General features: G+C 68.9%; 22 protein-coding genes. 14 read left to right on the top strand and 8 right to left on the bottom strand.

What is annotated here, in order from left to right:
• Window positions 1-84 precede the first annotated feature (84 nt).
• From glnA to AB0C30_RS17990, 6 genes are all read left to right on the top strand, one after another.
• A complete protein-coding gene (glnA, locus tag AB0C30_RS18015) occupies window positions 85-1,509 on the top strand; it encodes a type I glutamate--ammonia ligase (protein ID WP_225298326.1) in 1,425 nt (474 codons plus the stop codon).
• A 134-nt stretch (window positions 1,510-1,643) separates the two neighbouring features.
• Window positions 1,644-2,534, top strand: coding sequence for an RNA polymerase sigma-70 factor (locus tag AB0C30_RS18010; protein ID WP_357944820.1), 891 nt, complete (start codon window positions 1,644-1,646; stop codon window positions 2,532-2,534).
• A 63-nt stretch (window positions 2,535-2,597) separates the two neighbouring features.
• Complete coding sequence (locus AB0C30_RS18005) at window positions 2,598-3,344, top strand: SDR family oxidoreductase (RefSeq protein WP_357944818.1); 747 nt, start codon at window positions 2,598-2,600, stop codon at window positions 3,342-3,344.
• A complete protein-coding gene (locus tag AB0C30_RS18000; RefSeq protein WP_357944816.1) occupies window positions 3,341-3,760 on the top strand; it encodes a hypothetical protein in 420 nt (139 codons plus the stop codon). The genes AB0C30_RS18005 and AB0C30_RS18000 overlap by 4 nt, the downstream gene beginning before the upstream one ends.
• Before the next feature lie 31 nt (window positions 3,761-3,791).
• The gene (locus tag AB0C30_RS17995) at window positions 3,792-4,748 is read left to right on the top strand and encodes a hypothetical protein (RefSeq protein WP_357944813.1); all 957 of its coding nucleotides are present in this window, start codon (window positions 3,792-3,794) and stop codon (window positions 4,746-4,748) included.
• A gap of 268 nt (window positions 4,749-5,016) precedes the next feature.
• Window positions 5,017-5,352, top strand: coding sequence for a hypothetical protein (locus AB0C30_RS17990; protein ID WP_357944810.1), 336 nt, complete (start codon window positions 5,017-5,019; stop codon window positions 5,350-5,352).
• Window positions 5,353-5,459: 107 nt separating this feature from the next.
• Here AB0C30_RS17990 and AB0C30_RS17985 read toward each other — a convergent pair whose 3' ends face one another.
• The gene (locus AB0C30_RS17985; RefSeq protein WP_357944807.1) at window positions 5,460-5,798 is read right to left on the bottom strand and encodes a hypothetical protein; all 339 of its coding nucleotides are present in this window, start codon (window positions 5,796-5,798) and stop codon (window positions 5,460-5,462) included.
• 1,839 nt (window positions 5,799-7,637) lie between these two features.
• Here AB0C30_RS17985 and AB0C30_RS17980 point away from each other — a divergent pair.
• Window positions 7,638-8,426 (top strand): hypothetical protein, encoded by a 789-nt coding sequence (locus AB0C30_RS17980; protein ID WP_357944804.1) that lies wholly within the window; start codon window positions 7,638-7,640, stop codon window positions 8,424-8,426.
• Window positions 8,427-8,475: 49 nt separating this feature from the next.
• Here the strand turns inward: AB0C30_RS17980 and AB0C30_RS17975 are convergent, their stop codons facing one another.
• The gene (locus AB0C30_RS17975) at window positions 8,476-9,837 is read right to left on the bottom strand and encodes an MFS transporter (protein ID WP_357944801.1); all 1,362 of its coding nucleotides are present in this window, start codon (window positions 9,835-9,837) and stop codon (window positions 8,476-8,478) included.
• 84 nt (window positions 9,838-9,921) lie between these two features.
• Between AB0C30_RS17975 and AB0C30_RS17970 the strand changes: the two genes are divergently transcribed.
• Window positions 9,922-10,773: a LysR family transcriptional regulator gene (locus AB0C30_RS17970; RefSeq protein WP_357944798.1), complete on the top strand. Its 852-nt coding sequence runs from the start codon at window positions 9,922-9,924 to the stop codon at window positions 10,771-10,773.
• A 31-nt stretch (window positions 10,774-10,804) separates the two neighbouring features.
• On the opposite strand, the gene AB0C30_RS17965 is transcribed toward AB0C30_RS17970, so the two are convergent.
• From AB0C30_RS17965 to tnpA, 3 genes are all read right to left on the bottom strand, one after another.
• Window positions 10,805-11,347, bottom strand: a complete 543-nt coding sequence (locus AB0C30_RS17965) for a GNAT family N-acetyltransferase (protein ID WP_357944795.1) — start codon at window positions 11,345-11,347, stop codon at window positions 10,805-10,807.
• A 21-nt stretch (window positions 11,348-11,368) separates the two neighbouring features.
• The gene (locus tag AB0C30_RS17960) at window positions 11,369-12,403 is read right to left on the bottom strand and encodes a hypothetical protein (RefSeq protein WP_357944793.1); all 1,035 of its coding nucleotides are present in this window, start codon (window positions 12,401-12,403) and stop codon (window positions 11,369-11,371) included.
• A 175-nt stretch (window positions 12,404-12,578) separates the two neighbouring features.
• On the bottom strand, window positions 12,579-12,995 hold the full coding sequence (gene tnpA / locus AB0C30_RS17955) for an IS200/IS605 family transposase (RefSeq protein ID WP_357944790.1): 417 nt from the start codon (window positions 12,993-12,995) through the stop codon (window positions 12,579-12,581).
• A gap of 67 nt (window positions 12,996-13,062) precedes the next feature.
• Between tnpA and AB0C30_RS17950 the strand changes: the two genes are divergently transcribed.
• Complete coding sequence (locus AB0C30_RS17950) at window positions 13,063-14,397, top strand: transposase (protein ID WP_357946332.1); 1,335 nt, start codon at window positions 13,063-13,065, stop codon at window positions 14,395-14,397.
• Window positions 14,398-14,443: 46 nt separating this feature from the next.
• Here AB0C30_RS17950 and AB0C30_RS17945 read toward each other — a convergent pair whose 3' ends face one another.
• Window positions 14,444-17,383: a bifunctional [glutamine synthetase] adenylyltransferase/[glutamine synthetase]-adenylyl-L-tyrosine phosphorylase gene (locus AB0C30_RS17945; RefSeq protein ID WP_357944786.1), complete on the bottom strand. Its 2,940-nt coding sequence runs from the start codon at window positions 17,381-17,383 to the stop codon at window positions 14,444-14,446.
• 76 nt (window positions 17,384-17,459) lie between these two features.
• Between AB0C30_RS17945 and AB0C30_RS17940 the strand changes: the two genes are divergently transcribed.
• On the top strand, window positions 17,460-17,981 hold the full coding sequence (locus AB0C30_RS17940; protein WP_357944784.1) for an HXXEE domain-containing protein: 522 nt from the start codon (window positions 17,460-17,462) through the stop codon (window positions 17,979-17,981).
• 80 nt (window positions 17,982-18,061) lie between these two features.
• On the opposite strand, the gene AB0C30_RS17935 is transcribed toward AB0C30_RS17940, so the two are convergent.
• Entirely contained in the window at window positions 18,062-18,772 is a 711-nt protein-coding gene (locus AB0C30_RS17935) for a type 1 glutamine amidotransferase (RefSeq protein WP_357944782.1), read from the bottom strand.
• A 54-nt stretch (window positions 18,773-18,826) separates the two neighbouring features.
• Between AB0C30_RS17935 and AB0C30_RS17930 the strand changes: the two genes are divergently transcribed.
• Together AB0C30_RS17930 and AB0C30_RS17925 are read left to right on the top strand one after the other, a co-directional pair.
• Window positions 18,827-22,243, top strand: coding sequence for a serine/threonine-protein kinase (locus tag AB0C30_RS17930; RefSeq protein WP_357944780.1), 3,417 nt, complete (start codon window positions 18,827-18,829; stop codon window positions 22,241-22,243).
• 10 nt (window positions 22,244-22,253) lie between these two features.
• A complete protein-coding gene (locus AB0C30_RS17925; RefSeq protein ID WP_357944778.1) occupies window positions 22,254-23,105 on the top strand; it encodes an alpha/beta hydrolase in 852 nt (283 codons plus the stop codon).
• Window positions 23,106-23,115: 10 nt separating this feature from the next.
• On the opposite strand, the gene AB0C30_RS17920 is transcribed toward AB0C30_RS17925, so the two are convergent.
• Window positions 23,116-23,835: a hypothetical protein gene (locus tag AB0C30_RS17920; RefSeq protein WP_357944775.1), complete on the bottom strand. Its 720-nt coding sequence runs from the start codon at window positions 23,833-23,835 to the stop codon at window positions 23,116-23,118.
• Window positions 23,836-24,068: 233 nt separating this feature from the next.
• Between AB0C30_RS17920 and AB0C30_RS17915 the strand changes: the two genes are divergently transcribed.
• Both AB0C30_RS17915 and AB0C30_RS17910 read left to right on the top strand, forming a co-directional pair.
• Entirely contained in the window at window positions 24,069-25,325 is a 1,257-nt protein-coding gene (locus tag AB0C30_RS17915) for a serine hydrolase domain-containing protein (protein ID WP_357946329.1), read from the top strand.
• Between the two features lie 308 nt (window positions 25,326-25,633).
• Complete coding sequence (locus AB0C30_RS17910) at window positions 25,634-25,981, top strand: hypothetical protein (RefSeq protein ID WP_357944773.1); 348 nt, start codon at window positions 25,634-25,636, stop codon at window positions 25,979-25,981.
• Window positions 25,982-26,048 lie beyond the last annotated feature (67 nt).

Below are 26,048 nucleotides of genomic sequence, written 5' to 3'. Positions count from 1 at the left end.
ATGTGCGAAACAATCGAGACACCGATCGGAAACGGCCGGGACCTAACCTCGGCCTGATAGTCATGTCCCCAGGGAGGTTCGAGAGTGTTCAACTCCGCCGACGACGTCCTGAAGTTCATCAGTGACGAAGGGGTGCAGTTCGTCGATGTCAGGTTCACCGACCTGCCGGGGACGACGCACCACTTCACCTTCCCGGTAGAGAACTTCGGCGCCAGTGTCTTCACCGATGGGCTCATGTTCGACGGCTCGTCGATCCGCGGCTTCCAGGCCATCCATGAGTCGGACATGCTGCTGCTGCCCGACCCGTCCAGCGCCGTGCTCGACCCGTTCCGCCAGCACAAGACGCTCAACATCAACTTCTTCGTGCACGACCCGTTGACCGGCGAGGCCTACAGCCGCGACCCGCGCAACGTCGCCCGCAAGGCGGAGGAATACCTCAAGGGCACCGGCATCGCCGACACCGTCTACTTCGGGCCCGAGGCGGAGTTCTACATCTTCGACGACGTCCGCTTCGAGACGCGGCAGAACGCCGGCTATTACTACATCGACTCCATCGAGGGCGCCTGGAACACCGGCAAGGCCACCGAAGGCGGCAACCTCGGCTACAAGCCCCGTTACAAGGGCGGATACTTCCCGGTCCCGCCGATGGACCACTTCACGGACCTGCGCTCGGAGATGGTGCGCAACCTCATCGAGGCCGGCATCGACGTCGAGATGCAGCACCACGAGGTCGGCACCGCCGGCCAGGCGGAGATCGACTTCAGGTTCGGCACGCTGCTCAAGACGGCCGACAACCTGATGCTCTACAAGTACGTCATCAAGAGCACCGCCCTCGAATACGGCCACACGGTCACGTTCATGCCCAAGCCGATCTTCGGCGACAACGGCTCCGGCATGCACTGCCACCAGTCGCTGTGGAAGGACGGCTCGCCGCTCTTCTACGACGAGGTCGGCTACGCGGGCCTGTCCGACACGGCCCGCTACTACATCGGCGGCCTGCTCAGGCACGCGCCGTCGCTGCTGGCGTTCACCAACCCGACGGTCAACTCCTACCACCGTCTGGTGCCCGGCTACGAGGCCCCGGTCAACCTGGTCTACTCGCAGCGCAACCGCTCGGCCTGCGTCCGCATCCCGATCACGGGGTCCAACCCGAAGGCCAAGCGCATCGAGTTCCGCGTGCCGGACCCGTCGTGCAACCCGTACTTCGCCTTCTCGGCCATGCTGATGGCCGGCCTCGACGGCATCCGCAACAAGATCGAGCCGCCGGAGCCCGTCGACAAGGACCTCTACGAGCTGCCTCCGGAGGAGGCCCGCCAGGTGCCGCAGGTGCCCGGCTCGCTCCCCGAGGTCCTGGCCGCGCTGGAGGCCGACCACGACTACCTGCTGGAGGGCGGCGTCTTCACGCCTGACCTGATCGAGACGTGGGTGGCGTACAAGCGCGAGAACGAGGTCGACCCGATCCGGCTGCGCCCGCACCCGCACGAGTTCGAGCTTTACTACGACATCTAGCAGCCCGACCGGAACAGCCCGGAACCGACCACGGTTCCGGGCTGTTCCGCGCTCGGGTGGGTGATCGTCTGGGCGCGAGCGGCGTACGGAGGTCGAATATCGGCCCGGCTCGGTGGCCTGGAAGGCTGGCGGGCGTGACGGGTGACGCGGTTGAGGAGTTCGAGCGGCACCGCTCGACCCTGTTCGGGCTGGCCTATCGGATGCTGGGTTCGGCCGAGGAGGCCGAGGACGTGGTCCAGGACACCTTCCTCCGCTGGCACCACGCGTTGGCTGTCGAATCGCCGTGGGCGTGGCTGGCCAAGGTGGCGACCAACCTGTGCGTGAACCGGTTGACGTCGGCGCGTGCCCGCCGGGTGAGCTATGTCGGTCCGTGGCTGCCTGAGCCGGTGCTGACCGCGAACGGCGCTCTGGGACCGCTGGACAGTGCCGAACAGCGAGACTTCGTCTCACTGGCCTTCCTGACCTTGCTGGAACGGCTCAACCCCGTGGAGCGCGCGGTGTTCGTGCTCCGTGAGGCCTTCGACTACAGCCATCGCCAGGTGGCCGAGGTCATCGACTCCTCCGAGGCGAACTCCCGGCAGCTGTATCGGCGTGCTCGCCTGCGACTCACCGACGCTCGTGGGAGCACCGAGCGCCCGGTGGACCGGGCTCACCACCGTGACCTGGTGAAAGGTTTCCTGGCGGCCGCAGAGGAGGGGGATCTTCCAGGGCTGGAGAAGCTGCTGGCCCACGACGTGACCGTGTGGGTGGACGGCGGCGGCAGGATCAGCGCCGCCAGGCGACCTGTCTTCGGCGCCGACCGGGTGGCGCGCTATCTGGTCGGCGCATCGCGCACCACCGGTCAGCGGATCCGGCTGTCGATCGCGGAGCTGAACGGCGCTCCCGGCCTGCTGGCCCTGGCCGGTGAGGAGCTGATCGGCGTGCTGGTGCCGGAGACGGCGGGCGGCCTGATCAGCGAGATTCGCATCATCGCCAATCCCGCCAAACTTCGGTTGTCACGTCGGGAAGGGCTGACCGGTTCTTAATGGGTGCACCTGACAACCGCGCGCGGCCATCAGCCTCGCGCTCTTCCATGAGAGTTGCCACCCATGACAGATCCGATCCTGGTGACGGGCGGTACCGGCCGGCTCGGCCGTAGGTTGGTTCCACGGCTTCTGGCCGCCGGCCACTCCGTACGCGTGCTGAGCCGCCAGCCGCCGCACGACCAGATGACGCACCGCGGCGACCTGATCACGGGTGAGGGGCTCGAGGATGCGGTCGCCGATACCGGCACGATCATCCACTGCGCGACCGGTAACGGCCACGCGGACCAGGACGCCACCCGCAATCTCGTCCGGGCGGCCATGCGAACCGGTCGCCCGCACCTGATCTACGTGTCCATCGTCGGCATCGATCGAGTTGACATCTCCTACTATCGGGCGAAGCTGGCGTGTGAGCGGCTCCTGGAAGAGTCCGGGCTGCCATTGACGATCCAGCGCACCACCCAGTTCCACGAGCTCATCGCCTGGATGTGCGCGATCCAGCGGCGGCTGCCGATGATCATGATGCCCGCCGGGGTCAGCTTTCAGCCCATCGACACCGGCGAGGTGGCCGCCCGCTTGACCGACCTGGCCGAGGCGCCACCGGCGGGCCGGGCGCGGGACATGGGCGGGCCTGAGGTACGTACCGCGGCCGATCTGGCCCGCGCCTATGCTCGGGCGCGGTCCAGCCGCCGGCCGGTGGTGTCGGTGCCGCTGCCCGGGATCGGGGGAACGCGCGGCTTTCGGGAAGGAAGACACCTGGCTCCCGACCATGCCGTCGGGCAGATCACCTTCGAGCGGTTCCTCACCGCATGAGCGCGCGCATCTGGCTCCGCGCGGGCCTGGCGTTCCTGGCCGCGGCACAGTTCGCCGTGGGCTGCTGGGCGCTGTTCTTCCCCCGATCGTTCTTCGACATCCCGTTCGTGGGGATGCGCATGCCGTACAACGCGCATCTGATGATGGATTACGGCGCGATGAGCCTGGCGACGGCGGTGGCGCTGGGGGTGAGCTTCTTCGTCGTACGGCGCGGCATGGTGCGCACGGCGCTTGCCGTGTACGTGGTGTTCGCGGTGCCGCACCTGGCGATCCACGTGCGGCTGCTGCACCACCTGACGCCTGGAGAGCGCGTGCCGTTGCTGCTCGCGCTCTCGGCGGCGGCCGTGATCCCGCTGGTCTTGTGGCCGCTCACCAATAGGCTCCTATCGGTGCGCGAAGCGCCGCGCTCGACTTGAACCGATCACCGTATGCGATCATCGAACGCTTATGGGCAAACTGACATGGTTTCCACTGCCGTTCGGCCTCGTCGTGGTCGTCGTCAACTTCTTCGCCGTCCGCGATGTGAAGAGGCGCCTTCCCGCCGGCCCCGTCGAGGCGAACGAGGACGTAGTGCCCCAAGCGATCGACGCCTTCATCCCCTTCGCTCAGGGGCGGATCGCCCTGCTCGGGGCCTTCTTCATCGCCGCCACCCTGCTGTTCGGCCTCGTCGAGTTCGGATTGAACCGCCGGCCCGCGGGCCTCATGCTCGGGACAGGCTTCCTAAGCGCTGCCTACATGGCCGCGATGCCAGTCCTCTACGTCCTCAACCCGGTCACCGGCTACGACGAGGAGTTTCTCGACCCGTCGGGCGGATACGCCACGATGCCCTTCGACATGGGCGCGCTGTCGCCGCCGTGGTACCTGCCGCTGCTCGGCTTGATCCTCGCCGCCGCCGCGATCGCCCAACTCCTCGCGGTGCGCGGCGTCGTGCGCCGCGACACGGTCCTTCCACCTTCTTCCCCCTGGAATGTGTGGCTCCTCCTGCTCCCGTTGGCGTTCCTCCTGGCCTTCGCCGCGGCCAACCTCGTGTCCGACCAGATCGCCCGCAGCGCGGCCCATCCCGGGTCCTTCTGGGAGGCCGACTACGCGCTACGCCTCATGTTGCAGATATGGGCCTTCGCCGTCGTGCCCGCCGTCGGTCTGGCCCTGCACGGGATCCTCCTGCGTAGGCACGGCGTTCGCCCGCGCTCCCTGCTGCTCGTCGGCGTCTTCACGGTCGTCTACCTGTTGACGCTGCCACTCGTGGCTTGGGGCAACCTGCTGATGTACGCGGATGAGCAGTCAGGCTTCTCCGAGCACCTCCCCGCCTGGCGGGAGGAGGTCACCAACGGCATCCTCGCCGCCGCCGCCCTCGTCCAACTCGCCACCGTCCCGCTGCTGGCCCGGCACGGGAAACCCAGATGACCGGCGCAGCTGCCGCCAGTAAGTGATCACTGTGTTGCGACGACCCCTTTCTCCCCCATATCAGCGCCTGGTCTGGCATCCGGCGTACGGTGAGCGCGCGGCGAGCCGATCATGACGCGCGAAGAGCCGACTGCGAGCGTCGACGCCTTGATTTGAGACCGTGCCCGGCAACCCCCAGATCAAGGGGGATGTGGATGACCGGGAAGCTGCCGACGATGGGAGTCAGCCGAACGAGTCGAACCCGACTCGTCGAGAGAAGGAGTCCCCCATGTCCCAAGAGACCGTCAGCGCCATCCCGACCATCGAAGCCGACGCCCACGCACCCGCCGACCAGACGGGTACCGCCGCCGACGAGGTTCACGGCCGCAACGAACACTTCAGCGCCGCAGGAGAGGTCATCCTCCGCGCGGCGCTGGCCGGTGTCACACCGTTCACCCCGGTCACCGTCTCCATCACCGAGATCGACGCCAACGGTCACCCCTTCATCGGCGGCGCCCGCATGACCGTGCACAACGTCCGCGCCTTCGAGGACGGCGTCGACACCCGGGTCAGCATCGAGTTCGACAGGCCTCTGCAGGTCAGACTCAGCTACCTCTGGTCCTGACCGCACCCGCGGGGCACTCACAACTCTGGGAAAGGCCATCGGCTGCCCCCAACAGCCGATGGCCATGCGTTCGATCCCGGCCGGTACCCGCCTTCCGAGCAGGGCCTTCAGCCGGTCGAGTTCCTGTCCGTACCGCGTGATGATCGCCCGATGAGCGTCAGCGCGCACATCACGGTTCCGGTGACCGCGCCGACGATCAGCAGGATCACCAGTGGGTTGACGTATCCGGGTGCCAGATCGGTCGTGGTTCCATCCCGCCAATGGCACAGATGCCTGAGCGGGAGCCACGTCCATGAGGTAGCCGGAAAGCCTAAAGGCTTGCTGACACAGTATTCGCTGTTGGGAGCCAGCTCGAGAAATCGCCCAGCCCAGAATCCGTGCGCGTAGACGATCAGCGCGCCGACAGTGGAGAGGAAGGCGACAGCGAACCAACGGGAAGCTCTCACAAATGCCCAACTTTATCCAACGCATCTCGCAGAACTACTGGAAACGGGATTTATGGTCCCGGCCGACCGACTTCCCGGCGCCACTTCCCGCGCACCCCATACTGTCAAGCCATGGGCACGATAGACGACGATGACGAGCAGAAAGAACACAGGCGCCGCGGCGCCTGTTTCGGCGAGGGTGGTAACTGGGAAGACCCGAACGGGAAAAGCGACAAAGAGCACGAGTGGACCAAATGCCGCACTTGCGTGAGGGGTGGTTGGCAATGACCCACCCCCTCACCTGCCCCGAATGCCAAGGCACCGGCGCAGATCGGAGCATTCCTGGGTATGTGCTCAAATGCATGTGCTGCTACGGCAGAGGCGTCGTAGGCGGTCCTGACGATCCAAAAGTGAACCCTCGACCCGCGCCGACGGCACCACTCCCCGCGTGGCTGCATCCGGCACTGGAGGGAACAGGGCTGTGCGGCTACTGTGTCGGCTCCGGCCTGGTCGCCCACGTCAACAAGGAGACCAGCCGTCTCACAGAAACACCCTGCCCAGTATGCGCGCCGGCACCGCCGCACATCACCTTCTGAGCCGGATCTCTCCGGCTCGGCGTTCGCAAATACCCAGCGGGCTTCGCTGCCCACGATCCGGGATCCCACTCAAGCCTCTTCACTGCGGGTACCGAGTCCAAGCGTCTCCTCCCGAGCCGCCTGTATCTCCGTCCCGGTGAGCGGGTGGTCAGGAGCCACGTACGACATGGCCCCCAAGATCGCCGAAACTCTCGGTGACGGCGGGCAGTGTCCGCCGGGCGCGCGCCGCGACGCCGTAACAGGCGCAGGTCAGTGCCGTCACGGTGGCAGCCACCGGCAAGGGGTCGCCGAGTACGGCCACACCGAGGGTGGGTTCCGCCTCTACGGACCGGGTGGCGGAGTCAAGATGTCGTGAGTGCCTATCCTGCGCCAGACGATGTGGACTTCAGTGGCGGAACAGGACCGGAACAGAGCGGCCCGGCATCGAATCACGAATGCGCCGGGCCGTTTCTGTACTTGAGTGGCCCAGGCGGCCCCCTACGGCGCGTACTGCGCATCTTCCCGCTCCAGGGCGTTCTGGCCCGGCAGCCTCGCGGTATCCGCATCTGAGACGCCACTCTGCGACCGGTGCGTCTCCCACCCACCCCCACCCACACGAAGCCTGGCAACTCGAAGCGGACCAGGCCGGTCGAGTCGGAGCACGCCAAGTTGGGCGCCGAAGGATTCGCAGGCAACGAGCCGAAGATCGAGCACTGACCCCTCGCCTATTAGCACCTTGCGCAAGGCCAATGCCGCTAGCACATAACCCCAAAAAGTGCGCGTCAGCCTTCACACATGGACAAAACTACCCACCAATACGGAGACAAAGGTGCTACTTTCTCTCGAGCAGTCTGCAAATGATCAAGCTGCCCGTGGATAATAGCTCCCATGTCACGAGTGGTACTTATGCGGATAGGTGGAGTTGTCGCAGTCGGAGCAGTGGTTGGCCTAGCCATCTATTTCGCCATTGTCGGCCTCGCTCAGGCTGAGAAAGTTGCCACTGTACTCGGGCTGTTCGTTGCCCTGGGCGGCTTGGCACTTGCCGTTCCAGGGGTCATTGAGCTATGCCGATCCAGACGCACTTCACCCATTGCCGAAATCAATCGACTGCCATCAGCCAAGTCGACACCTACGGCGCCTTCAGAAGGGCAGGTAGCAACCGGAAGTCGTTCAGTGGGCCAGATCGGAAACATCAACGTATACAACGAGGGCTCATCGAATAACTACTTCGGGGACAACCCTAGATAATTAGAAGCAGGTACTGGAATGCATGCCATGAGGGACCGTGCCCAGTAGCGACGATGTCATCCTTGCCATCCTTCGCCAGATTGCCAGCGGTAGATACGAAAAACAGGACATAGACTACCTAGAGAAGTCGATACGGTCTCATGGCAGGAATGTCTTGCAGTTCGGAAACACGAATGTATACCTGGAGCGCGACGGCAAGGTATACATCAATTCTACGGTAATCGAAGGCCCGGGGGCTGAAGCCATCCGTAGCGTAGTGGAACGCTGGCTGGACGAACACGATGGCGATATTCCACGCGGCGCTTTGCGCAGCCCTGGTGGCGTCATCTATGGAGTCGGCCTATTAATTGCCATGGGTAGCGCCGCGCTGGGCATGATCGGTGGAGCCGTCGGGGAACACGAATCAGGTCATAGCAGATTCCCCACCATGTTTATGGGATTTTTCATTGGAGCCATCCTCACCGTAATCGGCCAATTCCTACGGGAGCGAGAGAAAGGTCGTGCTCGCCCAGCAAGCGAAGAATTTACCGTCAAAGCGTACGCACGCGACCCACGCAGGACTCACGCACGTCCGCCGAGGACTTCGAGATCATTCAGCGGAGTCGTATCCAAGCTGATAGAGATAGCTGGAATAGTGGTCGCCTTCATCGGCTTCTACATGTTCGTCGCTCCCTCTTTCCCGCTGTCCAGCGGAGAGAAGACCATAACCGAGATAGCTGCAGCAGGATGGCCACCCCGCTTGGCCACGGAGGGCTTCGTCGTCATGGTAGTAGGGATGGTGTTGATTGTTTTGGGCAAGGTCATGAGCGGATGGAGCGAAGAATAACCATGGGCAGTCAACTCATCCATCACGACAGATGACTGCGGTTCCCGGATTACTTCCCGGCTGGAAGTCCAGCCGTCCCTGGTGAGCCAACGGTGGACATCGTCCGTCGGGCGCGGGCCATGACGCCGTAGCAGGCGCAGGTCAGTGCGGTCAGGATGGCGGCCACCGGCAGAGGGTGAGACAGGCCGCCGAGTACGGCCACGCCGAGCGTCGCGCCGACCTGGCGGGAGGCGTTGAGGACGCCGCCTGCCGTGCCCGCCGTGCCGGTCGGCGCGCTGGTGAGGATGCCGGCCATCAGCGCTGGCAGTACGAATGACAGCCCGAAGCCCATCACGACCAGCCATGGCGCCAGGTAGTCGGTGAGCGAGACGCCGGCCAGGCCGGTCGCCAGCAGGGCGAGGCCGCCGAGGATCGGGGGGCGGGGGCCGTAGCGGGCCACCAGGCGGCCGGTGAGCAGCGGGTTCACCGTCATCGGGAGGGTGAGGGGCAAGAAGGCCAGGCCCGTGGCCAGCGGGGTCAGGTGGTGGGTGTCCTGCAGGAAGAGGGTCAGGACGAACAGGGCGCCGGAGAAGGCGAAGTTGGCCACCATGCCCGCGAGCAGTTCCGGCCAGGTCACGGCGAGCAAGCCGCCGGGCAGGACGGGGGGCAGGACGGGGGCGTGACTGCGGCGCCCTGCGAAAAGCCCGCGGCGCTCCACGAATGCCGGGCGGCGATCGGCGAGCGCCTTTCGTCGCTCCACGAACACCAGCACGGCGAAGGCGGCCAGGGCCGACACACCGGCGACCGGTGACGAGTCGATCAGGGCTTCGGCGAGCAGGCCGAGCAGTACGCAGGCCAGCGCCTGCACCCACCAGTCGATGAGCCGGTGCCCCCGGGGTGAGCGCACCCTTCGCATGGCCAGCAGGCTGATCAGGGCGATGGGTGGGTTGAGCAGGAAGACGGCCCGCCAGCCGTACTGGTCGACCAGGAGGCCGCCCAAAAGCGGGCCCGCGGCCAGGGCGGTGCCGGTGATGGCGGCCCACAGGCCGGTGGCGCGGGCGCGGGCGGCGGGGTCGGGGAAGAGTTCGGGCAGGAGGGCGAGTGAGCCGCCCGTGCAGAGCGCTCCCGCCACGCCGAGCAGGGCGCGGGCCGCGACCAGCGCGCCGAGATGGGGCGCCGCGGCGCTCAGCAGTGAGATCACGCCGAAGGCCGCTACGCCGACCTTGAAGATCCGGGCGGCGCCGTACCGATCGGCGACCGCTCCCCCGGTGAGCAGTGACGCGGCGAAGGCGACGGTGTAGGCGTTCACCACCCATTGCTGTCCGGCCAGTGAGCCGCCGAGGGAGGTACGGAGGTCGGGCAGGGCGATCGTGAGCACGGTCGTGTCGAGGATCACCAAGAAGTAGGCCAGGGAGAAACCGAACATCTTCATGCCCCGAAGCCTGCTAAAGCGGCATATTTCCCCTCAACAGGCGCGGCCGCAGGGGGCGTTCGGGAAAACCGTATGCTTGGCCGAATGGATCTGCGTCAGTTGCGGGGGTTCGTGGCGGTGGCGGGGGCGGGCACCGTCACCGGCGCCGCGAACAACCTCGGTCTCGCCCCTGCCTCGGTGTCCGAACAGGTGCGCAGGCTGGAAGACAGCCTCGGCGTCGCGCTCTTCGAGCGCACTCCCCAGGGCATGCGCCTGACCGGCCCGGGCGCCACTCTGCTCACACGCGCGCAGGGCCTGCTCGACCATGCGGACGAGGTACGGCGGGCGGTGACCGGCGGACGCCGCCAGGTCCGGATCGGGGCGCTGGAGATGTTGGCCGCGGCCAAACTGCCGGTCATCGTCCGCCGCCTGTCGCAGCGCCACCCCGACCTGGACGTGGAGGTGCGCTCATACACCAGGCAGGCGTTGCTGTCCGAGGTGGCATGTGGCGACCTGGACGCGGCGCTCCTGCTCGATTCCGGTCCGCGGATCGGCGGGCTGGGGTTCGCCCCGCCACCCGACCTGGACTTTCTGGACGTGGACGAAGTCAAGCTGCTGCTGGTCGCGGCTCCAGACGGTGATCGGGAGACGCTGCTGGTGAGCGCGCCGGGGTGTTCGATCCGGCTGGCGGCCGATCAGCTCTTCGGCACGCAGGTACCGCGCAGGGAGCTGACCAGCATCGCCATGGCACGTGAGTGGGCCAGGCAGGGGTTCGGCAGGGCGCTGCTGCCCGACTTCACGCTGGAGGCGCACTTGACCGCCGGCACACTGGTCCCGCTCGACTTCGCGACAGAGACGGACCCCGCCTCCGACGCGCCGACGCTGGTTCTGCGGCTGGTCTGGCTGCGCAGCCGCGAGGCCGCCCTGCGCGACGTGCTCTACGCGATGAGCGCCTGACCTGCCCAGACCACCCATAAGCCGGTACGTACTACGCCATGAGCGCCTGACCGCGCCTGAGCCGGTACAGGACGTGCGGCCGTTGCGGGCTGTCCGCCGCGACCCGCGGGTGATAGAAGTCGTCAGCTATGTCACGGGTCATGCCCAGGCGTTCCATGACCTTGCGCGAGCGGGTGTTCCCCACGGTCGTTATGGAGACGATCTCGTCCAGCCCCGCCACGTCGAACCCATACCGTACGGCCTCCCGGGCCGCCTCGATCGCGTACCCCTGCCCCCACGCCGCCTTGGCCAGCCGCCAGCCCACCTCGACCGCCGGGGTGAACGGCGCCTCGAACGTCTGCAGGACCAACCCGGTCAAGCCGATGAACTCGCCGCTCTCGCGCACCTCCAGTGCCCAGAGCCCGTACCCGTGGGCCTCGAAGCCCGCCTCGATCCTGTCGACGAAGCCGTCGCTCTCCGACCTGGTCAGCAGGGCCGGGAAGTGCTCCATGACCTCGGCGTCGGCGTTCATCGCCGCGAACGGTTCCCTGTCGTCGTCGCGCCATCTGCGCATGATGAGCCGTTCTGTCTCCATCAGCGCAACACTAGCCCAGATCTAACGACGGCCACGGAGACCGGTGAGGCGGCGGAGCAGGTCCCACCAGAACGACGCGCCGAACAGCAGCGCCACGAACGTCAGCACATAGCCGGGCCAGTGGCTGAGCGTGGTGAGGCGGTCCCACCAGGCGGCGCCGTTCCAGTGGATGCTCGGGTCGCCCTCGGCCGGGATCGCGATGTTGACGATCGCGTGGTCGAACACCATGACCAGCGCGGGCTGGCTCAGCGTCTCAGTGATGCACGGCATCGGATTGGACTGCGCGCACCGCTCCTTGAGCTCGCTGTAGGCGTCGGGCCCCGCCTCGGCCACGGCCGTCACCGAGGCGCGGAAGGCGTTGTCGCGCAGCAGCGTCTTGCCGTACTCGAACCCGTCCATCGTGAACAGCAGCACCACCACCACGCCGAGCAGGGCGACCACCCACTTGACGTAGCGCTTGTAGAGCATCGACAGCCGCTGCATCTCGCCGTCGAACCACGTCTCCACGCCCTGCCGGAAGCGGTCCATGTCGCGCTGCGCGGTCTCCCACACGCCCTTGAGATGGCCGTAGAGCGGGCTGCCCATCGACTTGAGCTTGGCCAGCAGCCCCTCGACGCCGTCCTTCTCGCCGGCGGCCATCTCCATCAGGGCCACCGCGAAGCGTTCCGGCGGAATGTTGGCGATGCTGGTGCGGCCCCTCTTCGGATGGTCGATCTCCTGGACCCGCTGGTAGAGCAGCTTCGTCACGGCGTCGTCGGCCTTGGTCTCCTGCTCGGGCGCCTGGGCCGCCTCGACCGGGGCCGGCTGGTCGCTGTGGGCGGGCCGTGGATCACGGATGAACGGCAGCCGCGCGAACACGTCGGCCACCTTGGCCGGCAACCACGACTTCCCCTGCGCGTCGCTGCCGTCCATGGTGTCGCGGAGATAGGCCCACAGGAACTTGCTACGAATGCCCAGCAGCCGTACGAAAGCCTCGTTCAGCCCGCTCACCAGCAGCGACAGCAGGAGGAACGCCAGCACCAGACCTAACGCGAGGTCGACGTAAATGGATAGCAAAATGGATCACCCCGCGCCTTGATACACCCGCCGGGGCCGGCCCGCACGGCCCGCAACCAACCTGTTACCGAAGGTCCGCAGGAAGCCTCGGCCTTCGGGCCGGGGATGAATGCGGTCCCTCCTTTGGGGGATGGCCCGCTGTAGGCGGGGCATCCCGGAGCGCGGATTTGGCACCTCAGGTGGGGCGGCGCTGCTGTTCGATATACGTCTTGATGATCGATAGGGGCGCTCCGCCACAGGAGGCGGCGAGGTAGCTGGGTGACCAGAAGGGGCCGTGCATGATGGCGTGGTTGACGCTGCCGGTGAACTCCTTGCGCAGGTAGTGCGAGGAGACGCCCTTCAACGAGTTGACGAGTTTGCTGATCGCGACCTTGGGCGGGTAGTGGACGAGCAGGTGGACGTGGTCGTGTTCGCCGTTGAACTCGCGCAGTTCGGCCTCGAAACTGTCGCACACCTCGATCATGATGTCTTCGCAGCGGCGCAGCATCGCGTCGTCGAAGGCGTTTCTGCGATATTTGGTGACAAAGACCAGATGGGCGTGCATCGCGGAAACCACGTGTCTGCCTCGTCGATATTCTGCTTCCTGGCTCATAGACCAGATGATAATGTGTTCGAGTCGGTGAGACGTGAGCATCCCGAGGGAGAAGGGGGTGTTTCGCATGTTGGCGGGCCGGAAGTATCGCCTGGAGTTCGACTTCGGACAGCAGGCGTTCGCCGAGAGGCTGGGTGGGATCTGCCGGGCCGTGTGGAACACCGGCCTCGAACAACGGCGGCAATACCGGCGGCGCGGAGGGTGGATCACCTATGCCGAGCAGTGCAGGCAGCTCGCCGAGGCGAAGAAGGACCCGTACTGCGACTGGCTCGCCGATGCCCCCGCCCAGGTGATCCAGCAGACCCTCAAAGACCTGGACCAAGCGTGCCGCAAGCATGGCACGTGGACAGTGCACTGGAAGTCGAAGGCGAAGTGGCGGCCCTCGTTTCGCTTCCCCACCGCCAAGCACCTGCCCGTGGAGCGGATCGGCCGCAAGTGGGGGCGGGTCTTCCTGCCCAAGTTCGGGTGGGCGCGGTTTCGGATGTCGCGTCCGCTCGGGGGGAGCGTCAAGTCCGCGACCGTGTCCCGGGACGGCAAGCACTGGTTCATCAGCTTCCTGCTCGAGGATGGGATCGCCGAGCGTGAGGAACACGCCTGCCCTGGATGGGTGGGCGTGGACCGGGGGGTGGTCACGGCCGCCGTGACCTCGGACGGGGAGTTCTTCGACCGCCGCCACGCCGGAACCAGCGGTGTCTCCTCCCGGCAGCTGCCCCGGGAGACGAAACGGGACCGGCAGGGCGACCTGGGGTATGTCACGCCCGGCGAAGCGGAACGGTATCTGCGGTTGCAACGCCGACTCGCCCGCACGCAGAAGGGATCGAGGCGCCGCAAGAGGGTCAGGGCTGCGATGAGTGAGGTCATGCGGCGAGTGCGGTGGCGGCGCGCTGACTTCAACGCCCAAGCCGCGCACCGGCTCACCCGCGCCTACGGGCACGTGGTCATCGAAGACCTGAACACCAAGGGCATGAGCACGGCCGTCAAGCCGAAGCCCGACCCCGACTGGCCGGGCAGGTTCCTGCGCAACGGCGCGGCGGCGAAATCCGGGCTCAACAGGGCGATTCTCGACAAGGGCTGGTACGGGCTGGAAGTCGCTCTCCGCTCCAAGGCCCGCTACACCGGCAGCGTCATCCATAAGATCAACCCTGTGTACACGTCCCAGACGTGCCCGGAACCTGCGTGCGGGAAGGTGGACGAGAAGAGCCGCAAGAGCCAAGCGATCTTCTCCTGCACCTCTTGCGGGCACACCGAGCACGCCGACATCATCGGGGCGAGGAACATCAAGAGCAAAGGACAGGCGGCCGGGCTGGTCGTCTCAGGGCGTGGAGACCCACCCGGGTCCGCGAAACGTCAAGCACCCCGTCCCACAGCACGGGCCGCGCAAGCGGCACGAGCTGCCGCATAGCGGCACGGGAATCCCCGTCCCTTCAGGGCGGGAAGCAGGTCAAAGGTCAGGAACCGTAGAAGACCCGGTCGACCACCTGGCGGGCCCGCCGGGTCACCCGGCGGTAGTCGTCGAGGAAGTCCTCCGAGCCATCGGGCGGATAACCGAGGATGCGGGCGATGAGCCTGCGCTCCCTGACGTCGGCCGGGACGCTGTCGCCGGGACGGCCCTTGACCAGCATGATCGCGTCCCTGACGCGCGAGGCGAAGCGCCAGGCCGCCGCCAGTACGGCCGCGTCGGGGGCCGCGAGCAGGCCCTCCCCCTCGGCCGCGCGCAGCGCCTCCAAAGTACGGGTGGTCCGCAGCGCCGGGTGTCCGGCCGCGAAACGGAGCTGCAGCAGTTGCGCCACCCACTCGACGTCCGACAGGCCGCCGGGGCCCAGCTTGGTGTGCAGGGCGGGATCGGCGCCGCGTGGCAGCCGCTCCGCCTCCATGCGGGCCTTGAGCCGCCTGATCTCGCGTACGACGTCGTCGGACAGGCCTTCGGGCGGGTAACGCAGGTCGTCGATCACGGCGACGAAGTCGGCGCCCAGCGCGGCGTCACCGGCCGAGAAGCGGGCCCGCAGCAGTGCCTGCGCCTCCCAAGGGGACGACCAGCGCGCGTAATAGGCCTGGTAGGAGGCCAGCGTACGGACGAGCGGGCCCTGCCTGCCCTCGGGGCGCAGGTCGGGGTCGATGAGCAGCGGCGGGTCGGGGGCGGGGAGGGCGAGCAGGCGGCGCAGCTCGTTGGCGACCGCGTACGCGGCGTCGGTGGCGTCGCGTTCGGAGGCGCCGGGCACGAGCGAGTGTACGAACATCACGTCGGCGTCGCTGGCGTAGGAGGACTCCATGCCGCCGAGCCGTCCCATGGCGATCACCGCGAACCTGGTCGGCAGCGGCCCCCGCCGCTCCAGCTCGACCTTGCCGATCGCCACGTCCAGCGCGGCCTGGATGGTCACGTCGTTCAGCGACGACAGCGCCACCCCGACCTGCTCAATACTCATAAGTCCGGAAATGTCGGCTACGGCCGTACGGAACAGCTCCCTGCGCCGCAGCGCACGTACCGCCGCCACCGCCGACTCCATGTCGGACCCGTGCCTCGACACGGCGGCCGACGCCTCTTTCAGTAGCGCGTCCGGCGAGCGCGCGGCCAGGTCCTCGTCGGAGCCCAGCAACCCGACGGCGTCGGGCGCGTTCAGGAGCAGCCCGGTCGCGTAGCGGCTGCTGCCGAGCACCCGCGCCATCCGCGCCGCCACGGCCGTCTCGTCGCGCAGCAGCCGCAGGTACCACGGCGTGGTGCCGAGCTTGTCGCTCACCTGGCGGAAGCCGAGCAGCCCCGCGTCCGGGTCCGGGGTGTCGGCGAACCAGCCGAGCATGACCGGCAGCAGCGTTCGCTGGATCGCCGCCCGCCGCGAGACGCCCGTGGTCAGGGCGGCGATGTGGCGCAGGGCGCCGTTGGGGTCGACGTAGCCGAGCGCCGCCAGCCGGGCGGCCGCCGCGATGGTGGACAGCCGGGCCTCGGACTCGGGCAACCGGGCCACCGCCTGCAGCAGCGGCCGGTAGAACAACTTCTCGTGCAGCCGCCGCGCCTCCCTCGCGTGGCGGCGCCACCTGGCGGTGAACTCCCCCACCGGGTCGGCGTGCATGCCGAGCGCGCGGCCCAGCCGCCGCAGGTCGTCGGGGTCCGACGGCAGGACATGCGTACGACGCAGCCGGTGCAGTTGCAGCAGATGCTCGACCTGGCGCAGGAAGGTGTACGCCTCGGCCAGCCCGCGTGAGTCGTCACGGCCCACGTAGCCGCCACGGGAGAGCGCGGCCAGGGCCGGCAGGGTGGCCTTGCGCCGCAGCAGCGGATCCTGCCGCCCGTGCACCAGCTGCAGCAGCTGCACCGCGAACTCGATGTCACGCAGCCCGCCGGGACCCAGCTTGATCTGCCGCTCGCCCTCGGCCCGTACGTGGGACTCGACGCGGCGGCGCATGGCCTGCACGTCCTCGACGAAGTGCTCCCGGGTCGCGGCCGACCAGACGAACTCGTTGACCGCCTCGACATAGGCCGAGCCCAGCGCCAGGTCGCCGGCCACCGGCCGCGCCTTGAGCAGCGCCTGGAACTCCCAGGTCTTGGCCCAGCGCCGGTAGTAGGCCAGATGGCTGGCCAGCGTGCGCACCAGCGGCCCCGCGCGGCCCTCGGGCCGCAGCCCGGCGTCGACCTCCCACAGCGCGCCCTCGGGGGTGGTCGCGGTGCAGGCCCGCATCATGGCCTGGGCCAGGCGGGTGGCGCCGCGCAGCGCCGCCGTCTCGTCGGCGCCCTCGCGCGGCTCGGCCACGAAGATCACGTCAACGTCGCTGATGTAGTTGAGCTCCCTGGCGCCCTGCTTGCCCATGCCGACCACCGCCAGCCGTACGTCACTCGCGTCGACCTCGGCCCGCGCGATGGCCAGCGCGGCCTCCAGCGCCGCGCCCGCGAGGTCGGACAGCTCGGCGGTGACGTCGGGCAACCCGATCTGCCCGGTGAGGTCGCGCGCGGCCAGATGCAGCAGCCGCCCGCGGTAGGCGACCCGCAGCGCCACCAGCGCGCCGGGATCCGACGCGGTGGGCTCGTCCTCCTCCGGCTCGGCGCCGACGGCGCGCAGCAGCTCGGCCCGCGCGTCTCCCAGCTCGGGCAGGGCCAGCAGCCCCACCTGCTCGGGATGGCGTACGAGGTGCTCCCCCAAGGCGGCGCTCACCCCGAGCACCGCGAGCACCCGGCCCTGGAGGTCTTCGTCCGCGCGCAGTGTGTCGAGCACGCGGGGCTCGCGCTCGGCCAGGCGGGTCAGTGAGGCGAGCGCCAGGTCGGGATCGGACACGGCCACCAGTCCTTTGAGCAGATCGTCCAGCTCGGCCCCCGACTGTCGTACCAGGGTCGCGGCCCGCGCGCCGTCGGCGAAGCCGAGCTTGGCCAGGCGGGCGGCGGTGGACTCGATCCTCGGCACCCCTCCATCTTGACAGCCCACCGCCTCCGAAGCCTAAAGTTAAACGCAACGTTGCGTTGCGTTTTAGGGAGTTGAGATGGACGGCGTGCCGGCGACGGTGACGTGGGGGCTGCTCGCGGCCTGGGTGGCGCACGACGCGGAGGAGCTGGCCACGATGGCCCGCTGGACCCGCGAGCACCGGCCCGAGCTGGAGCGGCGCTACCCACGGGTCCCGTGGCAGCGGCTGGAGATGTCGCAGCGGCAGGTGAACGTGGCGATCGGGCTGATGGGCGGCGTCGTGGCCGGGGCGTCGGCCATGGGGGCGCGCACCGGAGGACGCAGCCCGGTGTTCCAGGCGGTGCTGGCCGGGTTCGGGCTGCACGGGGTGGGCCATCTGGTGCAGTCGGCGCTCGCGCGCGGCTACACGCCCGGCGTGGTGACGGCGCCGGTGGTGGTGATCCCGTTCACGGTGTGGGCATGGCGGCGGCTCAAGGCGTCGGGAGTGCCGACTGGGGGCGCCGGGTCAGCCCTGACCGGGCTGGCCGCGCTGCCGCTCGTCCTGGGCGGCGTCCACGCACTCGCCCATGCGCTCACCCGACCCCGTACCGGCCGCCGGTAATCATCCGGCCCGGCGGCCGGTACGCGCGGACATCAGCCGACGCAGACCAGGAACAGCCAGGGCGCGCGTCGGGGAACGACTCAGGACATGCCCTGAATGGGCTCAAGGTCCGGCCGTGCCCTGTCGGCGACCAGGCGCCCGAACGCCTCGGCCACCGGCCGCCAGGTGGCCATGAGCGTCTCCTCGGCCGCGCCGACCGCCGCGTTCAGCTCGCGGGCCGAGCCGAGGCCCGAGGCCGTGGACCACGAGGTGAAGATCTCCGGCGTGGCCTCGGGGTGGAACTGCACCGCCCAGGCCGCCGCGCCCAGCCGGTACGCCTGGTTCGGGTACGGCGTTCCCGTCATCAGCGGCACCGCCCCGTCGGGCAACCGGGCAATCACGTCCTGGTGGAACTGGACGGCCACCGCCGTACCGACACCGGACAGCAGCGGATCGGCGGCCGCGGCGGGCAGCGCGACCACCTCGCAGACGCCCACCTCCAGCCCTTCGCCGCCCCGCTCGACGGTGCCGCCGCAGGCCAGGGTCATCAGCTGCGCGCCGAGGCAGATGGCCAGCGTGGGCGTACCGTCCTCGACGGAGCGGGCCAGCAGGTCGCGGGTGGCGGGCAGCCACGGGCAGCGATCGTCCTCCCACGCCGCCGCCTCCCCGCCGAGCACGATCAGCCCGTCGGCGGCGCGCTCGGGAACCTCCTCGCCCAAGTACGGCCGTACGACGTCGCAGACCGGCCCCAGCCAGTCGCCCAGGTAGCCGAGGGTCGCGTCTGCCTCGTGCTCAATGACCGTAATCCTCATAAGGAGTAATTTATCCGCCCAAACTTTCACCAAGCCGCACGCATCCAACTGCCCGTGGACAAGTTGATCGACGGGGATCCCCAGCGGCTGGGCAACTACTGGCTGGCCGGGCGGCTCGGCACGGGCGGACAGGGCGTGGTCTACGAGGGCTACGCCGAGGACGGCCGCCGGGTGGCGATCAAGGTGCTGCACGGCGACCAGTCGGCGCAACTGGCCAGGGAGGCGACCGCGGCGCGCCGGGTGGCCGCGTTCTGCACCGCGAGCGTCCTGGAAGCCGACCTGGAGGGGCCCAGGCCGTACATCGTCAGCGAGTACGTCCAGGGCCCCAGCTTGCGCAAGGCCGTCTCGGAGGGACGCCGCTTCGGCGGCGGCGAGCTGCACCGGCTGGCCACGGCCGTGGCGACCGCGCTGACCGCCATCCACGACGCCGGGGTGATCCACCGCGATCTGAAGCCCGACAACGTGCTGCTCGGCCCCGACGGGCCGCGGGTGATCGACTTCGGCGTGGCGCGGACCGCGGAGATGTCGCTCACCGCGACGGGCCTGGTGACGGGCACGCCCACGTACATGGCGCCCGAGGTGTTCGGCGGGCAGCGGGCCGGGACGCCCGCCGACGTGTTCGCCTGGGGCGCGATCATGGTCTACGCGGCGAGCGGCACCGACCCGTTCGAAGCCGAGAACCTGGGCGCGGTCATGCACCGGGTGCTGTCGGCCCGGCCCGACCTGAGCGTGCTGCCCACCACGCTGCGCCCGCTGGTGGCCGCGGCGCTCAGCAAGGAGCCGCTGGAGCGCCCGTCCGCTCGGGAGCTGCTGCTGGCCCTGGTGAGCGCCGAGGGCGGCCTCGACACCGGCCTGCTGCTCGCCGCCGGCGGCAGGGAGGCCGCGCGGGTGGGCGCCCCCGCCCACGATCCCGCGCTGGGCACGCTGGCCGAGGAGGCGTACGCGCTGCTGTCCGCCGAGGAGCGCGAACTCGCGCCTGAGGTCTTCCTGCGGCTGATCACGGTGAGCGAGCAGGGCGGCCTCGCGGTACGGCGGGCGGAGCTGGCCGAACTCGTCGAGGGCCGGCCGCTGCCCGAGGTCTCGTCGATCACCCGGATCCTGGAGGTGTTCGGCTACCTGCTGTCCAGGGAAGGCGAGGAGGTCTGGCTGGCCCGCCCCGCCATGCCCCTCGCCTGGCCGCGCTATCGCCGCTGGGTCGAGGCCAACCGGGACGGCCTGGCCGTACACAAGGAGATCCTGACCGCCGCGCAGCGGTGGGCTCGGGCCGGGCGCAAAGACGGCGACCTGTTGCAGGGCAGCAGCCTGGAGAACGCGCTGCGGTGGGCGGCCACGGCCCGCAGGAACATCACCCTGTCCACCGCCGAACGCGACTTCCTCGACGCGGGCGCCGGTCTGACCAGGCGCAGGAGCAGGCGGACCAGGCTCATCTCCATCAGCCTGGCGGCCCTGCTGGTGATCTCGCTGCTCGCGACCGGCCTGGCCGTCCAGCAGAGCGCGCTCGCCGACGAGCGGGCCGATCGGATCGCCGCGCAGCGCGACCAGGCGGAGGCGGCGCGGCTGGCGCAGTTCGCGGGCACGCTGCGCAAGAGCGACCCGAGAGCGGCGATGCTGCTGAGCGTGGCCGCCTGGCGGCTGGACCGGACCCCGCAGACCAGGGCCGCGCTGACCGCTTCGCTGGCGCAGCGCGAGGTCGCCGCGTTCAGGGACCCCGCCGCCTCGGGCGACGCGCTGCGGCTGCTGAGCCGCGACGGCAGGACGCTGGCCAGCGTGAGCGACGACGCGGTCAGGCTCTGGGACGTACGCACCGGCAAGCGGAGCGGCGGCATCGGCCGGCTGGGCCTGGCGGGCGAGCGGCCGCTGACCGCCGCCCTCTCCCCCACCGGCCGGAATCTGCTGGTCGCCACCAACAAGCGGGCCCATGTGTGGGACCTGCGCACCGGCAAGGCCGCCGGGACGTGGACATTCAGCCATGACGTGGGCGACGACACGGGCACCTCGGTCGGCGTCCAGTACGGGACGACCGACCGGTACGCGCTGATCATCCTCGACCAGGACGAATACACCTGGGACCTGCGGACCGGCACCCGGACGAAGAGCCCGCTCGCCACTCGCCCGGTCGTCTCACCCGACGGCAAGTCGGCGGTGCGGCTCGTGGGCGGAAAGCTGCGGATCACGTACCGCCCAGGCGGACAGACGGAGAATCTCGGGAACGAGGTGGACATCTGGAACGGCGGCGCGGTGACCTTCAGCGCCGACGGGCGGTTGCTTGCCTCGGCGACCGGGCAGAACATCCAGGTCTGGCGGGCATACGACAGACTGCTCACCACGCTGACCCTGCCCGGCGGCACTGAGGACGATTCCGTGCCGCTGCCTCAGGTCGGCTTCGACGGCCACACCCTGCGCTATCTCAGCGAGGACCGCGTCCTCACCGTGGACCTGAGCGACTTCCCGGTGCGCAGGCCGAAGAAGGCGCCCTCGTGGTGGTGGGCCAAGTTCGGTCCTGGTGCGCGGCAGGCCCTGACCTCCGATGACGGCTACAAGGTCTTCCTCGCCGACCCGCGCCGGCCACTCGGCGCCCCGGTGCTGAAGAAGCCCGGTTCCGACCCGGTGGACGCCGCGGCGATCAGCCCCGACGGGCGGCTGGCCGCGGTGGGCAGCATCAGCGGGTTCACGGTCCTCGACACCGGCACGCGGCGCACGCTCGCGCAGGCGGCGCCCCGCGGCGACCTGGCGGAATACACGACCTCCTTCCTGGCCTTCAGCCCCGACGGCACGAAGCTGGCCACCGGGCTGGAGTACAGCGACGAGGACGTGTCCCGCCGCTACGCGGTGAGCGTCTGGGACTGGAAGTCGAAGCGCCAGCTGTGGTCGGCCAAGGTGGGCGAGGTACATGACGCCGACTTCTCCCCCGACGGCAAGGTACTGGCGGTGGGGTCCGGCGAGCAGTACCTGTTCGACGCGGCGTCGGGCAGGCGGCTGGGCAAGCCGTTCGGGGGCACCGGCCGGGGCACGACCGTCACCGACGTGGTCTTCACCCACGACGGCAGGTCACTGGCGGTCGTGGACTCCCGCGGTCGCGTGAGCGTCTACGACACCGCCACCGGGAAGCGGGCCCGCCAGGCCGCCCTGGGCCGGCTCGAGGGCGGGGACGTCGCGGTCAGGTCACCCAGCGAGGACGTGGTCGCGCTGGTCACGCGCGACCACCGTTTACGGCTCGTCGACCTGGCCGCCGGCGCGGACCTGGGCACGCTCGACGACGGCGACGGCAGCGGCGGCAAGCTTTACGGCCCGGCGTTCACCACCGACGGCTCGGGAGTGCTCACCCTGGACGAGGCAGGGGCCCTACGCGAGCGGCCGGTCGAGCCGGGCAAGATGGTGGCCGCGATCTGCGCCCGCACCGGCCGGTCGCTGAGCCCCGGCGAGTGGCGAAGCTTCGTGTCGGGAGTGCCGTACCAGAAGGTTTGTCCTTAAGATCCCGGCTATGAGACTCGACGAGGTCGACGGCATGCGGGTCGCCACGTTCGGCACGGGACCACGCCTGATCATCGCGGTGCACGGGATCACCGCCTCCCTGATGGCCTGGGCCGCGGTGGCGCGGCTGCTGCCCGCCGACTGGTCTCTGGTCGCGATGGACCTGCGCGGTCGCGGGCACAGCGCCGCGCTGCCCGGCCCGTACGGGCTGACCCGGCACGCGGAAGACGTGCTGCGCGTGGCCGACCACGTGGGCGCGGGCCCCGAGACGGTGCTGACCGGGCACTCCATGGGCGCCTACGTCGCCGCGCTGGCCGGTGCCGAACGCGACTTCGCCCGCGTGGTGCTCGTCGACGGCGGGTTGCCGCTGCCGCTGCCCGAGGGCGCCGATCCCGACGCGGTCCTGGAGGCCACCCTGGGACCGGCCGTGGAACGGCTGCGCCGGACATTCCCGACACCGGAGGCGTACGTCGGCTTCTTCATGGCGCACCCGGCCTTCCTCGACAGCTGGAACGCCGACGCCGAGGCGTACGTGCGCTATGACCTGACCGGCACCGAGGGCGCGCTGCGCTCGCGCGTGGCCGGTGACGCGGTGCGCGAGGACGGGCGGTGGATGCTCACCGAGTCCGAGCGCATCGGCGCGGCGCTGAGCGCGATCGGGGCGCCACTCTCGCTGATCAGGGCGCCGCGCGGGCTGCTCAATCAAGACACCGGCATGCTGCCCGACGCGCTGGCCGCCACGTGGACCGCGCGCCTGCCGGGGCTCGCCGACGAGGTGATCCCCGGCTGCAACCACTACACGATCATGTTCGACGAGCGCTGCGCGTCGATCGTCGCCGACCGGCTCACGTCCGGATCCTGAAGCCTGCGTCTCAGGCTTCGCGGGGAGCGATCCAGGTGGCGCGGGCGGCGGCCACCAGGGTGCCGTCGACCTCGTAGATCGCGCTCTCGCCGAACAGCTTGCGCCCCTCGCGGCCGGTCGCGCGGGCCACGACGGAGTAGGCCCCGCCCGCGTACAGCCGCCCATGGATCTGTACGGCCAGCCGCCCGAGCAGCGCCGACTCGCCGGGCTTGAAGTGGGCCCAGCCGGTGACGCAGTCGAGCGCCGCACCCACCACGGAGGCGGGCACGCCGTCCTCGTCGGCCACCGTGAACGGCACCCGCCACCCAGCGGCCACCAGGTCGGTCCCCTCGACCGGGCCGGGGAAGATCCGCAGCCCGTCACCCGGCTCGCGCAGCCCGCACGCGAAGCACTCGGGGAAGGCGTGGCCCCGCCAGCCGGGGAAACCGGCCTCGGCGCGGGCGGCGTCGTTGAACGGCACGAACTCGGGCGCCGTCAGGTCCTCGGCCACCGGGATGGCCTCGACCAGCAGTTTGTCGCCCTCGTGGAGGGACACCGTGTTGGCGACGTGCTCCAGGCACAGATCGGTCTCCAACGGGGTGGGCGCGTGCAGCGTGACCTCGACCGCCGATCTGTCGCCGCCCAAGGCCTCCGCCATGGTGCCGGCTATCCAGCCGCCGTTGGCGACTCCAGCCGGGCCCCTGAAACGCTCAGGAACGGTCAGCACGGTCTGCAGGGCAGCCGTCGTCATGCCACACCCTCCAACATCGCCCATATGGCGAAATATCCGAAAAGTCGTTTTGGAACGAGCCGATTTTAACGGACGATCAGTTTCCCACAACCTGAACGGGTCTTTGCCCACCGCATAACCCGCGCGGGGGCGTGAAACTTCCCAGCGGGAGACCCGGGCTGCGCCGGATCCTCCATGTCCGTAAGATACGGGCCCAACTTTGCACGGACGTTACCTGGGAGTCAGAAGTGACAATGCTCACTCGCCGGATGCTCACTCGTAGGAGCCTTCTCAAAGCGGGGGCCATTGCCGTACCCGCCGCCGCGATGACGGCTCGGCCGGCGCTCGCCGCACCCGTTCCGGTGGTGGAGACGTCGGGGACCGCTCCCGCGTCCTTGGCCGGGTTCGACAACGTGATCAAGACCTTCGTGAAGGAACGCGAGATCTCCTGCGCCCAGCTGGCGGTCATGAAGAGCGGAAAGATCGTCCTGGCCCGTGGCTATCGTTACAACACCGGCGCCCAGGCGATCCCCGCCGTCACTCCGACGTCGTTGTTCCGCATCGCCAGCCTGAGCAAGAACATCACCTCCGCCGCCATCATGCGGCTGGTGCAGGACGGCAAGCTGAGCCTTTCGGCCAAGGTGACCACGCTGCTCGGCCTCACCCCCGCCGACACCCGGATGAACCAGGTCACCGTGCTCCGGCTGATGCAGCACCTGGGCGGCTGGGACCGCGACACCTCCAAGCAGGACCAGCTCTGGCTGGACCACACGATCTCGGCCGCGCTGGACGTGCCGCTGCCGATCGGCCACGCCGAGATCATCAAGTACGCCACTGGCCGGCCGCTCGACTTCGCCCCCGGCTCGAAGATGGTCTACAGCAACTACGGCTACATGCTGCTCGGCCGGATCATCGAGAAGGTGTCGGGCATGTCGTACGAGACGTACGTCAAGACGAAGCTGCTCAAGCCCCTCGGCATCACCCGGATGCGCCTCGGCAAGAGCCTCAGGACCGAGGCCGCGGCCGGCGAGGTGATGTACCAGTCCCAGTACACGAACAAGACCGTCATGGACGAGTCGGGCACCGTCGTGCCGTACCCGTACGGCGGCTTCAACATGCCCAACCAGGACGCCAACGGCGGCTGGCTGGCCTCGGCCGTGGACCTCGTCCGCTGGACGCTCGCCTTCGACCGGCCGGGCACGGTGCTGAGCACGGCGTCGATCGCCAAACTGTTCGCCAAGCCGGAGACCGGCGTCACCTCCTCCGGTTCCTGGTACGGCGGCGGCTGGTGGGTCCGGCAGGTGACCGGGCACCTCAACACCTGGCACAACGGCTCGATGCCGGGCACGTTCTCGTACCTGGCGCGGCTGCAGAACGGCTGGAGCTACGCGGCGGTGTTCAACCGGCGCGAGGAGACGGGGACGCCGGACTTCGACGTGATCGACGACCAGATGAACGCCGTCAAGATCACCACCTGGCCGACGACGGACCTGACCTCGAAGTACTTCTGATCCAACGACGCGGCGGCCCCTCGCCGAGGGGGCGCCGCATCAGGCGTGAGCTCCCGATCAAGCTAGCCATCACGACCTGCGGCGGGGAGGGCGGGTGATCCAGGAGCGAATCTGGAGAAACAGAGCCGCGACTTCCTGAACGGCACCGCCATGGGCGGTTACTCCGTTCCTCAACGTGGGCCGAACCGTGGGACCGGCTGCCACGAGGCCACGACCTGCGACTGAAATATCCTGGCTTGGGTAGCTCAGCAGGTGATGTGGACTGCGACATCTCCCCGGCAGTGCCTCGCGCGTGTTGGAGGGAAGCCATGAAATTCATCATCGCCACCGCCGGGTTGTGGCTGCTCCCCATGTTCGGAACGATCCCCGCCTGGGACGGCGACCGCCACCAGGTCAGCGAATCCCAGTACGAGGTCCTGCTGCATCAATGCAGGTACGCCAACACATCGCAGGCACGTTCGGAGTGCCGCGCGGCGGTCAGGGCGAACTACCGCGTCGGGGAGGTCGATCCCTCGCTGGATTGCCGCACCTATTCCAGCGTGACCGTGTGCGGCATGTTGCGGCTGAGCGCGAACGAACGCGCGTGCGTGCGGGACTCCGTGGCCAAGCACCTGTCGTATCGCCGAGCCGAAGTGGAGTGCTACGCGTTCCAGTGACCGCCGCGCCATCCACCCGAGCCGACGCTCGGGACCCAAATGATGCGCCGGTTCCACCAGGGAGAGG

It is taken from the genome of Nonomuraea sp. NPDC048901 (assembly GCF_040649695.1).
Taxonomy (GTDB): Bacteria; Actinomycetota; Actinomycetes; order Streptosporangiales; family Streptosporangiaceae; genus Nonomuraea.
The sequence above is the reverse complement of the archived record's forward strand: the minus strand, read 5'-3'. Positions and strand labels throughout refer to the sequence as shown.

Bases quoted from the DNA above. Each gene is read 5' to 3' on its own strand.
- AB0C30_RS17910 (WP_357944773.1), top strand. From the start codon at position 25,634: ATGAAATTCATCATCGCCACCGCCGGGTTGTGGCTGCTCCCCATGTTC.
- AB0C30_RS17970 (WP_357944798.1), top strand. From the start codon at position 9,922: ATGGATCTGCGTCAGTTGCGGGGGTTCGTGGCGGTGGCGGGGGCGGGC.
- AB0C30_RS17990 (WP_357944810.1), top strand. From the start codon at position 5,017: ATGTCCCAAGAGACCGTCAGCGCCATCCCGACCATCGAAGCCGACGCC.
- tnpA (WP_357944790.1), bottom strand. From the start codon at position 12,995: ATGAGCCAGGAAGCAGAATATCGACGAGGCAGACACGTGGTTTCCGCG.
- AB0C30_RS17915 (WP_357946329.1), top strand. From the start codon at position 24,069: ATGCTCACTCGCCGGATGCTCACTCGTAGGAGCCTTCTCAAAGCGGGG.
- AB0C30_RS17940 (WP_357944784.1), top strand. From the start codon at position 17,460: ATGGACGGCGTGCCGGCGACGGTGACGTGGGGGCTGCTCGCGGCCTGG.
- AB0C30_RS17995 (WP_357944813.1), top strand. From the start codon at position 3,792: ATGGGCAAACTGACATGGTTTCCACTGCCGTTCGGCCTCGTCGTGGTC.
- AB0C30_RS17925 (WP_357944778.1), top strand. From the start codon at position 22,254: ATGAGACTCGACGAGGTCGACGGCATGCGGGTCGCCACGTTCGGCACG.
- AB0C30_RS17920 (WP_357944775.1), bottom strand. From the start codon at position 23,835: ATGACGACGGCTGCCCTGCAGACCGTGCTGACCGTTCCTGAGCGTTTC.
- AB0C30_RS17950 (WP_357946332.1), top strand. From the start codon at position 13,063: ATGTTGGCGGGCCGGAAGTATCGCCTGGAGTTCGACTTCGGACAGCAG.
- AB0C30_RS17965 (WP_357944795.1), bottom strand. From the start codon at position 11,347: ATGGAGACAGAACGGCTCATCATGCGCAGATGGCGCGACGACGACAGG.
- AB0C30_RS18000 (WP_357944816.1), top strand. From the start codon at position 3,341: ATGAGCGCGCGCATCTGGCTCCGCGCGGGCCTGGCGTTCCTGGCCGCG.
- AB0C30_RS17975 (WP_357944801.1), bottom strand. From the start codon at position 9,837: ATGAAGATGTTCGGTTTCTCCCTGGCCTACTTCTTGGTGATCCTCGAC.
- AB0C30_RS17935 (WP_357944782.1), bottom strand. From the start codon at position 18,772: ATGAGGATTACGGTCATTGAGCACGAGGCAGACGCGACCCTCGGCTAC.
- AB0C30_RS18005 (WP_357944818.1), top strand. From the start codon at position 2,598: ATGACAGATCCGATCCTGGTGACGGGCGGTACCGGCCGGCTCGGCCGT.